The organism is Streptomyces sp. NRRL F-4489, from assembly GCF_001509485.1.
Taxonomy (GTDB): Bacteria; Actinomycetota; Actinomycetes; order Streptomycetales; family Streptomycetaceae; genus Streptomyces.
This window is the reverse complement of the sequence record NZ_LLZI01000276.1, coordinates 59,925-75,381: the sequence shown is the minus strand read 5'-3', so window position 1 is coordinate 75,381 and position 15,457 is coordinate 59,925. Positions and strand designations below refer to the sequence as shown.

11 protein-coding genes are annotated in these 15,457 nt (G+C 71.9%); 6 read left to right on the top strand and 5 right to left on the bottom strand.

The genetic code is table 11. The features are described 5' to 3' along the window. Nucleotides 1-46: 46 nt before the first annotated feature. Entirely contained in the window at nucleotides 47-316 is a 270-nt protein-coding gene (locus ADL22_RS30510; protein ID WP_066987172.1) for a hypothetical protein, read from the bottom strand. 230 nt (nucleotides 317-546) lie between these two features. On the opposite strand from ADL22_RS30510, the gene ADL22_RS30505 reads away from it, so the two are divergent. The 4 genes from ADL22_RS30505 to ADL22_RS30490 all read left to right on the top strand — a co-directional run bounded on the left by ADL22_RS30505 (nucleotide 547) and on the right by ADL22_RS30490 (nucleotide 7,573). Beyond that, nucleotides 547-2,346 carry a thiamine pyrophosphate-requiring protein gene (locus tag ADL22_RS30505; protein ID WP_066987170.1) on the top strand — a complete coding sequence of 600 codons (1,800 nt, stop codon included), beginning with the start codon at nucleotides 547-549 and terminating at the stop codon, nucleotides 2,344-2,346. A gap of 65 nt (nucleotides 2,347-2,411) precedes the next feature. Further along, nucleotides 2,412-3,533 carry an enolase C-terminal domain-like protein gene (locus ADL22_RS30500; RefSeq protein WP_066987304.1) on the top strand — a complete coding sequence of 374 codons (1,122 nt, stop codon included), beginning with the start codon at nucleotides 2,412-2,414 and terminating at the stop codon, nucleotides 3,531-3,533. Nucleotides 3,534-3,559: 26 nt separating this feature from the next. Continuing rightward, nucleotides 3,560-6,754, top strand: a complete 3,195-nt coding sequence (locus tag ADL22_RS30495) for an FAD-binding and (Fe-S)-binding domain-containing protein (protein ID WP_066987167.1) — start codon at nucleotides 3,560-3,562, stop codon at nucleotides 6,752-6,754. Between the two features lie 45 nt (nucleotides 6,755-6,799). After that, nucleotides 6,800-7,573, top strand: coding sequence for a class I SAM-dependent methyltransferase (locus tag ADL22_RS30490; protein WP_066987164.1), 774 nt, complete (start codon nucleotides 6,800-6,802; stop codon nucleotides 7,571-7,573). A gap of 36 nt (nucleotides 7,574-7,609) precedes the next feature. Here the strand turns inward: ADL22_RS30490 and ADL22_RS30485 are convergent, their stop codons facing one another. Then, a complete protein-coding gene (locus tag ADL22_RS30485) occupies nucleotides 7,610-7,996 on the bottom strand; it encodes a hypothetical protein (RefSeq protein WP_066987161.1) in 387 nt (128 codons plus the stop codon). 460 nt (nucleotides 7,997-8,456) lie between these two features. Between ADL22_RS30485 and ADL22_RS30480 the strand changes: the two genes are divergently transcribed. Next, the gene (locus tag ADL22_RS30480) at nucleotides 8,457-9,200 is read left to right on the top strand and encodes a class I SAM-dependent methyltransferase (protein ID WP_066987158.1); all 744 of its coding nucleotides are present in this window, start codon (nucleotides 8,457-8,459) and stop codon (nucleotides 9,198-9,200) included. Between the two features lie 51 nt (nucleotides 9,201-9,251). On the opposite strand, the gene ADL22_RS30475 is transcribed toward ADL22_RS30480, so the two are convergent. After that, complete coding sequence (locus ADL22_RS30475; protein WP_066987155.1) at nucleotides 9,252-9,890, bottom strand: TetR/AcrR family transcriptional regulator; 639 nt, start codon at nucleotides 9,888-9,890, stop codon at nucleotides 9,252-9,254. A 131-nt stretch (nucleotides 9,891-10,021) separates the two neighbouring features. Here ADL22_RS30475 and ADL22_RS30470 point away from each other — a divergent pair, with 131 nt between their 5' ends. Further along, nucleotides 10,022-10,408 carry a nuclear transport factor 2 family protein gene (locus tag ADL22_RS30470; RefSeq protein WP_066987152.1) on the top strand — a complete coding sequence of 129 codons (387 nt, stop codon included), beginning with the start codon at nucleotides 10,022-10,024 and terminating at the stop codon, nucleotides 10,406-10,408. A gap of 39 nt (nucleotides 10,409-10,447) precedes the next feature. Here ADL22_RS30470 and ADL22_RS36545 read toward each other — a convergent pair whose 3' ends face one another. Together ADL22_RS36545 and ADL22_RS30460 are read right to left on the bottom strand one after the other, a co-directional pair. Beyond that, the gene (locus ADL22_RS36545) at nucleotides 10,448-13,846 is read right to left on the bottom strand and encodes an AfsR/SARP family transcriptional regulator (protein ID WP_324615626.1); all 3,399 of its coding nucleotides are present in this window, start codon (nucleotides 13,844-13,846) and stop codon (nucleotides 10,448-10,450) included. A 112-nt stretch (nucleotides 13,847-13,958) separates the two neighbouring features. Next, the gene (locus ADL22_RS30460) at nucleotides 13,959-15,149 is read right to left on the bottom strand and encodes a cytochrome P450 (protein ID WP_066987300.1); all 1,191 of its coding nucleotides are present in this window, start codon (nucleotides 15,147-15,149) and stop codon (nucleotides 13,959-13,961) included. Nucleotides 15,150-15,457 lie beyond the last annotated feature (308 nt).

The window sequence follows — 15,457 nt, the reverse complement described above, 5'->3', positions numbered from 1 at the left end:
GCGGGGAGGCCCTTGAAGTGGACCATTGGCGGGCGGCGGGGTTGCGCTATCCGTCCGTTCCCGGGCCGGGGGAGCAGCCCATGTCCCTGGCCACCTCTGCCTGGGCCGCGGCGATCTCTTCCTCGGTGGACTCGATGACGTCCACCTCCTCCAGCCGCGTCAGCAGGTCGGCGAGGGCCTGCCGCTGCGCCGGATGCGTGGTCGGTACGGTGGTCAGGTCGGTGGTCATCAGCCAGTCGAACAGCACGATGGCGTCGGAGCGCCACAGGCGGAGGTCGACGGTGGGGATGGACCCCCAGGGGAAACCGGTTTCCATACCGGCATCATGCCTGGCCCGCCGCCGGCCCGGACGTCCCGGGTGGCCGCCGGGTCCGCTCCCCGTTCTCCCGCCCGCCCCGCCGCTTCCCCCTCCGCCAGTCGGCTGAGCTTTCCTCGTCCGCTCGGGAGAGCCGGGGCCGGGGTCCGTTTACGGAGGAGTGCCGCAGGTCACCCGGTGCTGGTGACGGCCGAGGTGTGGGTCGCGGTACGAGTCCGAGGGAGAACGTGATGACGCTGGTCGCCGACTTCGTCTTGCAGCGCCTGCGCGAATGGGGGGTCGAGCGGGTCTACGGCTACCCCGGCGACGGCATCAACGGCCTGGTGGGCGCGTTCGACCGGGCCAAGGGGCATCCGGAGTTCATCCAGACCCGCCATGAGGAGATGGCCGCCTTCATGGCCTGCGCGCATGCCAAGTTCACCGGTGAGGTGGGCTGCTGCACGGCGACCTCCGGGCCGGGGGCGGTGCACCTGCTCAACGGGCTGTACGACGCCAAACTGGACCACCAGCCGGTGGTCGCCGTGGTCGGCCAGCAGAAGCGGCTCAGCCTCGGCGCGCACTACCAGCAGGAAGTGGACCTGGAGCGGCTGTTCGCGGACGTCTCGGAGTTCTGCCAGATGGTGGTGCACCCGGGCCAGGCCAGGCATGTGATCGACCGGGCCTTCAAGACCGCGCTCACCACGCGCGGCGTCGCCACCGTCATCATCCCCGAGGACGTTCAGGAGTCGGACGCCCAGCCGTCACCGCCGAAAGCGCACGGCTCGGTCTTCTCCAGCGTCGGCTGGTCCCAGCCCCGCGTCCTGCCCGACCCGGACGAGCTGCGCAAGGCCGCGGACATCCTCAACGAGGGCCGGAAGGTGGCGATGCTCATCGGCCAGGGCGCCGCGAAGGCCCAGGCCGAGGTCACCGAGGTCGCGGAACTGCTGGGCGCGGGCGTCGCCAAGGCGCTGCTCGGCCGCGAGGTGCTGCCCGACGACCTGCCGTTCGTCACCGGCCCGATCGGCCTGCTCGGCAGCCGGGCCAGCGACAACATGATGCGGAACTGCGACACCCTGTTCATGATCGGCAGCAGCTTCCCGTACGCGGAGTGGCTGCCGGACGAGGGCCAGGCCAAGGGCGTCGAGATCGACATCGACGGGCGGATGATCGGCATCCGCTACCCCATGGACGCCCACCTCGTCGGCGACTCCAAGGAGACCCTGCGCGCGCTGATCCCCCTCCTGCACCGCAAGGAGGACCGCTCCTGGCGCGAGCAGATCGAGAAGGACGTCCGCGAGTGGACCGACCTGTGCGACCGGTGGGCGGGCCAGCACTTCGGCGGCGTCATCAACCCCCAGGCGGTCGCCGCCGAGCTGTCCCCCCGCCTGCCCGACGGCTGCATCCTCACCGCGGACTCCGGCTCCGGGACGAACTGGTGGGCCAGGCACCTGAGACTGCGTCAGGGCATGCGGGCGTCGCTGTCCGGCACCCTGGCGACGATGGGCCCGGGGACGCCGTACGCGATCGCCGCGCGGTTCGCGTACCCGGACCGGCCGGTGATCGCGTTCGTCGGCGACGGGGCGTTCCAGATGAACGGCATGAACGAGATGATCACCATCAAGCGCTACCTCGACCGGCTCTCCGGCCCGGCCCCGTTCATCTTCTGCGTCTTCAACAACCAGGACCTCAACCAGGTCACCTGGGAGCAGCGCGCCATGGCCGGCGACCCCAAGTACCCCGGCTCGCAGGTGATCCCCGACGTTCCCTACGCCCGGTACGCCCAGCTCCTGGGCCTGAAGGGCATCTACTGCGACAAGCCCAAGCAGATCGGCAAGGCGTGGGAGGAGGCGCTGGCCTCCGACGTCCCGGTGGTCCTGGAATTCAAGGTGGACAACGAGATCGCCCCGATCCCGCCGCACATCATGAAGACCCAGGCCAAGAAGGCCGCCAAGGCCGCCGTCCACGACCCGGAGCGGGCCGGTATCGCCGCCAAGGGTGTACGGCAGAAGCTGACCGACATGGCCGAGCGGCTGCCGGGGCGGCATGCGTGAGCGGTGAACGGGCGGCGGCCGGTGCGGCACCGGACCCGGACGCACCGGACCCGGCCGCACCGGGCCTGGACGACTGCCGGATCGACGCGGTGGACGTGCACGCCTTCGAGGTGCCGACCGACGGGCCGGACGGCCGCGAGCAGGACGGCACGCTGGAGTGGGACGCCACCACCATGGTCCTGGTCCGCGTGCACGCCGGCGGCCGCACCGGCCTCGGCTACACCTACGGGGACGTATCGGTCGCCTCGTTCCTCGAGTCCCAGCTCGTCCCCGTGGTGCACCGGCAGGCACCCACCTCGCCGCCGGCCCTCTGGCAGCGCATGGACCGGCAGATCCGCAACGCCGGCCGCCCCGGCGCCGGCGCCATGGCCGTCTCCGCCCTGGACGTGGCGCTGTGGGACCTCAAGGCGAGACTCCTCGGCCTGCCGCTGACCCACCTGCTCCCCTCGTACCACGACCGCGTCCCGGTCTACGGCAGCGGCGGCTTCACCAACTACCCCCTGGGCCGCCTCACCGACCAGCTCACCGGCTGGGTCCAGCAAGGCATCCCGCGCGTCAAGCTCAAGACCTCCCGCGACCCCGCGCAGGACCCCGCCCGCCTGGCCGCCGTACGGTCCGCGATCGGCGACGCACCGGAGCTGTTTACCGACGCCAACGGCGCCCTCGGCCGCAAGGAGGCCCTGTACTGGGCGCACCGCTTCCATGAGGAGTGGGACGTGCGGTGGTTCGAGGAACCGGTCGGCCAGCCGGACCTCGCGGGCCTGCGGATGCTGCGCGAACGCGGCCCCGGCCGCCTGGAGATCGCGGCCGGCGAATACGCCTGGACCGCCCGGGACTTCGCCGACCTGGCCGCCGGCCCCGCCGTCGACTGCCTCCAGGCCGACGTCACCCGCTGCGGAGGCATCACCGGCCTGCTGGCGGCGGCGGGCCTGGCCGCCACCCACCACCTCGACCTCTCGGCCCACTGCGCGCCCGCGATCTCCGCGCACGCCTTCTGCGCCGTACGCCGGCTGCGGCACCTGGAGTACTTCCACGACCATGTGCGGCTCGAACGCCTGATCCTCGACGGCACCCTGGCGCCCGACGGGGGCGCCCTCCGCCCCGACCCCGGCCGGCCCGGCCTCGGCCTGACGGTCAAGTGGCCCGACGCCGAGCGCTACCGCGTCTACGGAACGCGGACCTCCTGACCAGGCCCGCAAAGGAGAGCAGACCGATGGCGAAGCCCGCCCGCCGCGCCACGCGCGAGATCCCGGCCAAGAGCCACCCGCAGATCCCCGGAGCCCCACGCGCCCGCCAGACACTCGACGTCGGCAAACTGGAACGGGCCCTGCGCAAGGCCGTCAAGGGCGAGGTCCGCTTCGACACCGCCTCCCTGGGCCTGTACGCCCAGGACGCCTCCAACTTCCGCCAGGTGCCCATCGGCGTCGTCGTCCCCCGCACCCTCGACGACGTCGTCGCCACCCACACGGTCTGCCACCGCTTCGGCGCACCGATCCTCAACCGAGGCGGCGGCACCAGCCTGTCCGGCGAGACCGTCAACGAGGCCGTGGTCATCGACCACTCCAAGTACCTCACCCGCATCGGGCCCGTCGACCCCCGCCGCCGCCTCGTCACCTGCGAACCAGGCGTCATCAACGAGGAGTTGAACCGCCGCACCGGCGAGCACAACCTCGTCTTCGGCCCCGACCCCTCCACCCACTCCCGCTGCCTGATCGGCGGCAACATCGGCAACAACTCCTGCGGCGTGCACTCGGTCCAGTCCCAGCTGTACGGACCCGGCCCGCGCACCAGCGACAACGTCCACGCCCTGGAGATCGTCACCTACGACGGCGCCCGCTTCTGGGTCGGCGTCAACGAGGAGCAGCAGCTCGACGCCATCATCGCCGCCGGCGGCCGCAAGGGCGAGATCTACGCGGCCCTGCGCGATCTGCGCGACAAGTACGCCGACGCGATCCGGGCCGGCTTCCGCCCGGCCGAGGAGCTACCGCGCCGCGTCTCCGGCTACAACCTCGACGAACTGCTGCCCGAGCGCGGTTTCAACGTCGCCCGCGCCCTGGTCGGCACCGAAAGCACCTGCGCCACCGCCTTGCAGGCCGTCCTCATGCTCACCCCCGCCCTCCTCCAGCGCACCACGGTCGTGGTCGAGTACGACGAACTGGCCGACGCCGCCCAGCACTGCCTGGAAATCATCGAACGCTTCCGCCCGATCGGCCTGGAGGCCCTCGACCAGGAACTCATCCACGACCAGCAGCAGCAGAAGATGAACGTCGCCCACATCAAGGAGCTGCCCCGCCTGGGCGGCGCCGCCTGGCTGCTGGTGCAGTTCGGCGCGGACACCACCGAGGACTCCGTAGCCCAGGCAGAGCGCTTCCAGCGGTGGCTGACCGGCGAGAAGGGGTACGCGCCGGACCGTATCCGCCTGGCCAAGAGCGAGCAGGAGGGCGGCACCGGCGGCCACCTGTGGGCGATCCGGGAGGGCGGCCTCGGCGCGACCGCGTTCCCACCGGACGGCAAGGACCACTGGCCCGGCTGGGAGGACTCCGCCGTCCCGCCCGACCGGATCGGCGAGTACGTCCGCCGGCTGCGCGAGGTGATGGACCGGCACGGCATCACCGGCGCCATGTACGGCCACTTCGGGCAGGGCTGCATCCACAGCCGGCTCAGCTTCGACCTGCGCACCGCCGGCGGGATCGCCACCTACCGCGCGTTCCTGGAGGACGCCGCCGACCTGTGCGTCTCCATGGGCGGTTCGGTCTCCGGCGAACACGGCGACGGCCAGCAGCGCGCCGAACTGCTGGAGAAGCAGTTCGGCCCCGAACTCGTCCAGGCCATGCGGGAGTTCAAGGCCATCTGGGACCCGGACGGGAAGATGAACCCAGGCAAGGTCGTCGACGCCTACCGCCTGGACGAGAACCTCAAGCTCGGCACCGACTACAACCCGCCGCGCCCCCCGGTGAAGTTCGCCTACGAGGAGGACGGCGGCGACTTCGCCCACGCCGCCCTGCGCTGCGTCGGCATCGGCAAATGCCGCGTCCCGCGGGCCGAGACCACCATGTGCCCCAGCTACCAGGTCACCCGCGAGGAGAAGCACACCACCCGCGGCCGGGCCCGCCTGCTCTACGAGATGCTCAGGGGCGAGGTGATCACCGACGGCTGGCAGTCCAAGGAGGTGTACGACGCCCTCGACCTGTGCCTGGCCTGCAAGGGCTGCACCAACGACTGCCCCGTCAACGTCGACATGCCCACCTACAAGGCCGAATTCCTCTACCACCACTTCAAGTCACCGAACCGCCGGCGCCCCCGCTACGCCTACGCCTTCGGCTTCATCGACCAGGCCGCCCGCATCGCCTCCCGCTTCCCCGAACTCGCCAACCTCGCCACCCACACCCCCGGCCTCGCCCGGATCGCCAAGCGCCTGGCGGGCATCGACCCGCGCCGCCCCCTGCCCCGCTTCGCCCCCATGACCCTCCAGGAGTGGTTCAGGCGGCGCGGCGGCACCACCAACCCCCACGGCCGCCCGGTCGTCCTCTTCCCCGACACGTTCAACAACCACTTCCACACCAACGTCGGCGTGGCCTGCGTCGAGGCCATCGAGGCGGCCGGCTGGCAGGTCATCATGCCCGGCCGGCACCTGTGCTGCGGCCGCCCGCTCTACGACTACGGCTTCCTCGACACCGCCGAGCGCTACCTCCACCGCGTCCTGGACACCCTCCGCCCCCACCTGCGCGCCGACACCCCGATCGTCGGCATGGAACCCAGCTGCCTGGCCGTCTTCAAGGACGAACTCCCCAAGCTGCTCCCGCACGACGACGACGCCAAACGCCTCACCAAGAACGCGTACCACTTCCCCGAGTTCTTCCGGACCTTCGGCATCGACCCGCCCGCGCTCGAAGGCTCCGCCCTGCTCTGGGGCCACTGCCACCAGCGCGCCACCGGCGGTATGACCCCCGAGCAGGAACTCCTGGAGTCGATGGGCCTCGACGTCCAGAACCTCCAGGGCGGCTGCTGCGGCCTGGCCGGCTCCTGGGGCTTCGAGTCCGGCAAGTACAAGATCTCCATGGACTGCGGCGAACAGGCCCTCCTCCCCGCCGTCCGCGAAGCCGCCAAGGACTGCCTGGTGGTGGCCGACGGCTTCTCCTGCAAAACCCAGATCGCCGACGCCCGCACCGGCCGGCACGCCCTGCACCTCGCCGAGGTGATGAAACTCGCCCGCGACGGCGGCCGCCACACCCTCACCCGCCTCCCGGAACGCCAAGCCCCCACCAAACCGAAACCACCCCTGGCGCAACGGGCCGCCAGGCTGTCGGTGGTCGTGGCGTTCGCGGGTGGTATCGGCCTCGCGGCGGCGGCCGCGGCGTCGGGGGCGCGGTCGGTGCGGTCGGTGCGGCGGGGGGTGTCCTGGAGGTAGCCGCGTTCGCGCGGGCAGACCGGTTCGGATGGAGGGAGTGCGGGAGTGGAGACGGGGAAGGCCGGGGAGGAGCCGGGGGAGTTGCGGACGGACGGGGAGGAGTACCGGGAAGTCTTCGGGCGGTTCCTCGCCGGGACGGATGAGAAGGCCGTCACCCATACGTATCTGCGCGGGATCGTGGAGCGGCTGCCCGCGCGGCGGGTGTTCCTGGACGTGGGCGCCGCCGAGGGCACGACCACCCGGCAGATCGCCCCGTACTTCGGGCGGACGATCTGCATCGAGCCGAGCGGGCCGATGCGGCGCGTTCTGGCGCGGGTGTGCCCGCAGGCCGAGCTGGTGGCCGAGCCGGTCCTCGCGGCGCGGCCGGCCGCGCGGGCCGATCTGGCGCTGCTGTCCCACGTGCTGTACTACGTACCGCGCGCGCAATGGCTGGCGACGGTGTCGCGGGTGATGGGGTGGCTGGCGCCGGGCGGCGTCCTGCTCGTCATCCTGCAGAACCCCGACGACGCCTGTATGCGCATGGTGCACCACTTCACCGGCCGGCGCTTCGACCTGAGGGAACTGGCCGGCGAACTCACCGCGCTCCCGCCCGGTCTGCTCGCCGGCACCGGGATGGACATCGTGCCTGCCTGCTACCGCAGCCGGGACCTCGCGGAGACCGTCGCGGTCGCCACCTTCCACCTCAGCGTCCCGGGCGGCCCACTGCCCGCCCGGGAAGCGGTCGAGGCGTACGTCCGCCGGCACTTCAGCGACGGCGAGGGGGGATATGCCTTCCACCACGGCCAGCATGTGCTCCGGCTTGCGCGGGCGGAGGCGTGAGGCGCCCCCATCGACAGCCGCAGCCGCCGCCGGACCTCAAGAGGTGTTGGCGCAGATCGCGTAGGCCGTGATCCTGGCCTTGCCGGTCGAGGCGCGGACGTACCAGCCGTGCCGGTACGTGCCCGTGGGCCGGGACGCCTCGACGGTGGCGCCCTGGTCCACGCCGACGTCGACGCCGCCGGCGATGGCTGTCTTGCCGTTCCGGCAGCTGGCCGTGGTCTGCCAGGTGCCGGTGGAGGACTCGAGAGTGATGTTGGAGACGTCGGCCAGGCGCGGCTGCGGCGGAGGCTGCGGCTGCGGGTGCTCGGCCGAGGCGGAGACCATTCCGCCCAGCGCCACGCCGAAGATTCCGGTGGCGATCGCGAGGGCGGCGGGCCGGAGCGCGGCACGGACACGGCGCCGCGCACGCAGGGGTGTCACCATGGCGTTCCTTTCTGAATGGTGAGCGGTGAGTGGTTCTTCGGGTCCCACGGGCTCTTGAGCGGACGGCCGGCCGTTGTCACGTACCTGCCCATTGACGAGATCAACTACGGTCAGCCGCACGGCAATTGACCCGAAAGGGGTAGCCGGGGCAGACAAGGGGGGCTGCGTGATGTTGCCGGCGGACAGTCATGTGCACAGTGAATGGTCGTGGGACGCGCCGAAGGGCTCGATGGAGCGTGGCTACCCCTGGGGAAGTGCCTGGGCCAGCACCCGGAACTGAGCGGGGGATGTTGGGTGTTACGAGGATCGGCCGGCTGACTTCTTGTGGCATTTGCCAGTTCGGTGAGTTGGGCGGGGGAGCGCACACTTTCAGCCACGAAGGCGGTCCGGCGACTGTCTGCCCGCGTCCGTGGGCGAGTCGGCGTGGCCGCGTACAGGTTGAGGTGCAAGGGGGCCACAGGTGAGTGAGCAGCAGTATGACGAGATCGGTGAGGCGTTCGAGGGGTTCAAGGCCCTGCCGTTGACGCGCTACGCGGAGGTGCCGAGCGTTCTGGAGCTGGTCGGTGACGTGCGCGGGAAGTCGGTGCTCGACGTGGCGTGCGGCACCGGTTTCTACAGCCGGGAGTTCAAGCGGCGCGGTGCCGCCGATGTGCTGGGCGTCGATATCTCGGGCGAGATGATCGCGGCCGCGCAGGGGATCGAGCAGCGGGAACCGCTGGGGGTGCGCTACGAGGTCGGTGACGTGGCCGAACTGCGGGCGGGGAAGCGGCAGTTCGATGTGGCGGTGGGGGTGCAGTGTCTGAACTACGCCCAGGACATCGCCGAGATGGAGCGGATGTGCCGGAACATCCACCGGAGCCTGGTACCCGGTGGGGAGTTCTGTCTCTTCGTCCAGAAGCCGGACTACCGGTTCGACTGCGAGTCCCTGGAGAGTTACGGATTCCGGTGCGAACCGACCGGTGAGGAGGCCGAGACCGGGCCGCGGGTGCGGGTCACCGCTCTGCTCGACCCGCAGCCGATCAGCATCGTCACCAACGCGCCGCGGCGCGAGGTCTACGAGAAGTGTCTGGCCGCGGCCGGTTTCGGCGAGGTGGAATGGCTTCCGCTGAAGGTGTCGGAGGCCGGTATTGAGGAGTTCGGTGCGGACTTCTGGGCGGATCTCCTCGCCCACCCGCCGCTGGAGATGCTGCGCTGCCGGGCCTGAGGTGATGTCGGGCTTAAGGCGCTGCCGGGCCTGATGTGCCGGGCCGAGGGCTTACGCGGGGGTCGTTCGGCTCGTCTCGTCGGGTGGCTGACTGGCGTACTCGGACTCGTGGAACTCGTAGAGCTCGGTGACGAGGGTTCGTGCGAAGTGCTCGTCCGTTCCCGGGAGGGAGAAGACCACGCGGAAGTAGAGGGGCGCGACCACTCGATCGAGGACGCGCTCCAGGGTGGGCACCGGCTCGCCCCGCCGCGCGGCGGCTTCCAGGGGTGCCTGGAAGCGGGCGCTGACCCGCTCCAGGCACGCCCGCAGGCCGGCCCGGCGGTCGTCCACGTCCGGTGCCACCTCGGCGCGGAAGAAGGCCACGCCGCCCGGCCGGGACAGGTCCCGGAGCGTCCACACCGCCACCCGTTCCAAGTCCTCGCGCAGGTCGCCGGCCAGTTCGGGAATCTCCTCCGCCTGGCGGCGGGCGGCCACGTCCGCCAGGAGGGCGGAGACCGTACCCCAACGCCGGTACACCGAGCTGGGGTTGACGCCGGCGCGACGCGCGACGGCCGGGATGGTCACCTTGTCGGCGCCGACCTCGTGCACGAGCTGCACCACCGCCGCGTGGACGGTGGCGCGGACGCGGGCGCTGCGCCCGCCGGGGCGGCTGGGCCGGCTCTCGCCGCCGGCTGTGCTTTTAGGGGGCATGGGTCCAGCTTAAAGCAAAGAGTTGCGCTTTAGCGAGGGGCGTGGCTACGCTCTCTAACGCAATGATCACCGCTTTAAGTGAGTCCGCGCTTGAAGTGAAGTGGTGCTTCGAGTGCGCTCCGGGAGGACACATGCCCCAGTACGAGGCCGCCCACCAGCTCGGCACGAAATTCCACGGTTGCCTGTCCGCCGGTGACTGGGACGGCATCCGGTCGCTGCTGACCGACGACGCCACCTGGACGCTGCCTGGCGACAACACCGTCTCCGGTACGGCGAACGGTGCTGATGAGGTGGTGGCGCGGGCCAAGGAGATCGCCTCTTACGGTCTCCGCTTCGAGCTGCTGCACATCCTCGTCAGCCGCGAGAACATGGCGCTCTCCCTGCACAACACCGCGCGGCGGGGCGATGTCCGGCTGGACGAGTACCTGTCCACGGTCTGCCGCCTGCGCGACGGCAAGATCGCGAGCATCGAGACGTATCTGTCGGATGTGCCTGGTATGAACGCGTTCTTTGTCTGAGTCAGCTGGCAGGGGCCCCGCCCGGTGCCCGGCCGGGCGTCAGCCCGTGTCGTCGGCGCGTTCGGTCCGTTCGCTGTGTCCGGCGCGTTCGGAGTCGGGGATTCGCCCGGTGAGTGTGGACTCGGCCAGTTCCTGCCAGTCATGGTGTCGGGCCGGGTGCGCGGCCTCGGTGAACGCCGCGTCGCCGAGGTGGTTGCGGGCGGTCTCGGTGATGCGGGAGACGTCGGGGTGGGCGCGGTCGGCGGTGCCGCGTACCCGGTCGCTCGCCGCGAGCAGGCGTACGGCCTGCGCGTGTTCGCCCTGGCGTAATGCCAACTCGGCGACGCCGACGAGGACTTGGGCGGTCAGTGGCGGGTGCCCGATCGCCACGGCGGCGCGGAACGCCTCGGCCCGGTGCGCGCGGGACTGCGCGAGATCGTCGGCGAGGTAGCCGTACAAGTCCTGGGCCGCGGCCTGGATGCCGGCCCGTTCGGCGTCGCCGAGTCTCGTCCGCAGGAGTGCCAGTCGGGCGTGTGCCTGGTCCGTATCGCCCCGCCACCAGGCCAGGTATGCCTGGGACAGGGCCAGCTCGGCGAGGGCGTCGGGCCAGGCGATGCGGTCCGCGCAGCGTTCCGCCTCGGCCATGGCGGCGGCGCTGGAGCGTTCGTCACCGAGCAGCCAGTAGAGGTGTGCCTGGCGCGCGCGCAAGCCCACCACGTCCTCGGTCGCGCCCACCTCGGTCAGGGCGGCGACGGCCTGTTCGTAGTGGTCGCAGGCGCGCGCGAACTCGCCGCGCAGCGCGAGCCGTTCGGCCAGTGTGGTCAGGGCGAAGGAGATGCCCCATCGCTCGCCGAGCGTGCGCAGTTCGGCGAGGGCGGCGGTGATGTCCGCCTCGGCCGCGGCCCCGGCCTCCGCGTGCGGATCGTCGAAGTCCCCGTGAGGGCCCCCGCCCCCGTCCCCGTTCCCCAGCCTCAGCCGGAAGCGGCCGCGGTTCAGCCTTGCCTGGGCGCGTACCCACGGGTCGTCGTCGGCCAGCAGCGGTTCGAACGCGGGCAGGAAGCCGGTCGGCTCCCGCAGCATCCGCTCCAGCGGCCCGACGAGCCAGCGCAGCGGATGGCGGTGGTTGCTGCGTTCGGTGTAGTGGTGCGCCTGCTCGATCCACTCCCGTGCCTGGAACTGATCGCCGTGCCCGGCCGTTACCAGCATGGCGACGATGGTGTACGCCATCGCCCGCGTCTCGTCGGCCACCTCACCGGGCAGCGAGGCCGCCGCGATGCTCAGCTGGGTGCCCTCGGCCTTGTGCCCGCTGAGGAACCAATACCACCCCGCGGCCGCGACGAGCCGCATCGCCTCCTGGGCCCGGCCCTCGGCGATGGCGCCGCGCAGTGCCGCGCCGATGTTGTCGTGCTCGGCTTCGAGGACGGCGAGCCAGTCCAGCTGCTCGGCGCGGCGCAGATGCGGTTCGGCGGTCTCGGCCAGCTCGGTGAAGTAGGCCCGGTGCGCCTGCCGCGCCCGCTCGGCCTCCCCCGCCTCGGCGAGGTGCTGCGCCGCGTACTCCCGGATCGTCTCCAGCATCCGGAAGCGCGGGGTGCCCTCGACGTCCGCGAGCAGCAGCGACTTCTCCGTCAGCGCGGTCAGCAGGTCCAGGACGTACTCCCCGTCCGCGCACACCCGCTCGACGGCTTCCAGGCTCGCCCCGCCGGAGAACACCGACAGCCGCCGCAGCACCCGGCGTTCGTCCTCGGACAGCAGGTCCCAGCTCCAGTCCACCACCGCGCGCAGCGTCCGGTGCCGGGGGAGTGCCGTACGGCTGCCGCCGGTCAGCAGCCGGAACCGGTCGTCGAGGCGGCGCGCCAGCTGCTCGGCGGACATCGTACGCAGCCGCGCCGCGGCCAGTTCGATCGCCAGCGGCACGCCGTCGAGCGCGCGGCAGATCCGCGCCATCGCGGCCGGCGCCCCCGGGTCGGAGCCGAGGTCCCGGCGCACCGCGGCGGCCCGGTCGCGCAGCAGCCGCACCGCGGGGGAGGAGGCGGCCTCGTCCGGCCCGGCGTCCGGCGCGGGCAGCGGAAGCGGCTCGACCTGCCACAGCGCCTCGCCGGTGATGCCGAGCGATTCCCGGCTCGTGGCCAGGATCCGCAGCCGCCGGCACTCGCCCAGCAGCCGGTCCGCGAACGCCGCGGCCGCCTCGATCAGATGCTCGCAGTTGTCCAGGATCAGCAGGGCCGCGCGCTCGCGGAGCGCGGCGACGAGCCGGTCCGCCGCGTCCCCGCCCGCCGCCCCGCCGGGCAGTGCCTGGTCCCGCAGGCCGATCGCGGTCAGGGTGGCCTGCGCCAGCTCCCCGCCCGCCCGTACGGCGGCCAGCTCGACCAGCCACACCCCGTCCGGCAGCCCGTCGAGCACGGTCCGCGCGGTCCGGGTGGCCAGCCGCGTCTTGCCGGAGCCGCCCGCGCCGGTCAGGGTGACCAGGCGGTGCCTGGCGGTCAGTTCGGCTACGGCGGCGACGTCCTCGTCCCGGCCGATGAAGCTGGTGAGTTCGGCGCGCAGGTTGGTTCTGTTGGCGGGCGGGTCCGCTGTGGTGTGGTTCTCCGGGTGCCTGTGCCCCCGGGGTCCGGGCGGCCCGCCATCCAGTCCGCCGTGCGGTCCGCCGCGCGGCCCACCGTGCGGTCCGTCGTGCGGTCCGTCGTGCGGTCCGCTCGGCGGTCCGCCGCGGGGCGCACTGCCCAGCTCGCCGCGTAGCAAGCACGTGTGCAACGTGGCCACTTCAGGAGACGGATCGGCGCCCAGCTCGTCGGCCAGCCGCTCGCGCAGCCGCTGGTACGCCGCCAGCGCCTCCGCGCCCCGGCCGGCCTCGGCGAGCGCCCGCATCAGCGCGGCGACGAAGCCCTCCCGCAGCGGGTACTTCGCCACCAGACCGGTGAGTTCGGGGACGAGGCCGGCGCCGAGGCCCAGGCGGAGTTCCGCGTCGATACGGTCCCCGAGCGCGGCGAGATACCGCTCGCCCAGCCCCGCCACCGCCGCGTCGAACGCCTGGCTGCCGCGCAGCGCGATGCCCTCCATCGCGTCCCCGCGCCACAGCTCCAGCGCCGAGCGCAGCAGGCCCACCCGGACCGGCTCCTGGGCGGCGCGTGCCTGGGCGACGAGGCGGTCGAACCGGCTCACATCCACCGCGTCCGGGTCGATGACCAGCCCGTACCCACCTGACTTGGCCTCGATCACCCCGGCCGGCAACACCCTGCGCAGCCTGGACACCAGTGCCTGGACGGCATTCGCCGCGTCGGCGGGCGGCCGCTCGCCCCAGATCCAGTCAACGAGCCGCTCGCGGGGGACGATCCGGCCCGGTTGGAGCGCGAGCGCGGCGAGCAGCGCGCGCGACCTGGTGCCAGGCACCTCCACCGCCGCCCCGTCGCCGGCCTGGACCTGGAACGGCCCGAGCAGCCCGATCCGGAGCGGCCAGCGCATCCCGTTCCCGTTACGCACGGCGCAATCGTGCCACAGCGGCGGGTCGGGGGGTTCGGGGCGGGCGCCCATGGCGCTCCCGCCGTCCCGCCGCCGCTGCCGCCCCCGCTGCCACCTACCGTCCCGTCTCCGTCCAGGTGACCGGCAGCTCGTGGACGCCGTAGATGTTCATATCGGTGCGGAGCTTCACCTCCCGGGCGGGGACGGCGAGTTGGAGGGTTGGGAAGCGGCGCAGCAGGCCCTCGAAGCCGGCGCGCATCTCCACACGGGCCAGCTGCTGGCCCAGGCACTGGTGGATGCCGTGGCCGAACGCCATATGGCCGCGTGCGTTGCGGTGCACGTCCAGGGTGTCGGGGTCGTCGAAGCGCCCGGGGTCGCGGTTGGCGGCCAGCAGCGCGACGACGACGGTCGATCCCTTGGTGATCGTCTCCCCGCCGAGTTCGATGTCCTCGGTGGCGTAGCGGTAGAAGATATCGGCGACGGCGAGATAGCGCAGGAGTTCCTCGACGGCGTCGGGCATCAGGTCCGGATCGGCACGCAGTGCGGCCAGCTGGTCGGGGTGTTCCAGCAGCGCGAACGTGCCCAGCGCCAGCATGTTGGCGGTCGTCTCATGGCCCGCGAGCAGCAGCAGGAAGGCGATGCCGACCAGCTCCTCGACGCTGAGGTCGTCGTGGCGGGCCAGGTCGGAGAGGATGTCCTCGCCGGGCTCGGCGCGCTTGCGGGTGACCAGTTCGGCCAGGTACGCGGTCAGCGCGCCGTACGCGGCCATTTTCTCGTCGAGTGTCTGGTCCTTGACCATCATCTGGGCGGAGTTGGTCTGGAAGGTGTCCCGGTCCTCGTAGGGGACGCCGAGCAGTTCGCAGATCACCAGCGAGGGCACCGGCAGTGCGAACTCCTTGACCAGATCGACCGGCGGCGCCAGCCGCGCCATCGCGTCCAGCTGCCGCGCGACGATCTCGCCGATGTGCTCCTCGAGCTGCTTCATGCGCCGGACGGTGAACGCGCCGGTGAGCTTGCGCCGCAGCCGGGTGTGGTCCGGCGGGTCCATCGCGACGAACAGGCCCGGCACTTGCGGGGCCGGCTCGGTCATGACGGGCATACCGGTCGCCTCGTACGGAATGTGCAGTACGCCGAGGTCCTGGCGCGAGCTGAAGCGGGTGTCGGCCATGAGCCGGCGGACCGCGTCGTAACCGGTGACGATCCAGCCCTCATGGCCGTCGGGGAAGACCAACGGGCTGACCGGACGGGCCTCGCGCAGCCGGGTGAGGGCGCGCGGCGGGTCGAAGGGGCCCGCGTCGCGCTCCATGGGCAGACCGCGCGGGACGGAGGTCGGGTCGGCGGTCGGGTCAGAGGTGGGGACGGAGGTCGGGTCGCTCACCGGGTGTCCTTTCGTGGCGGTTGATGCGACCACGATCAGCGACGGTCCTGACATGCGGCTGACACGGCTCTGACGCCGGGCAGCGGGCACCGGCCACCGGGCAGCGAGCGCCAGGCAAACCCGGCTTACGACGTACCGTCCTCGTCATCCTCCCGACCCGTCGTCCTCCCGTCACCGTGGTTCGTTCTACCGTTCCTCGTCCCGGTCCCGCTTCAGTTCCTCTCCTCCTGCACCGG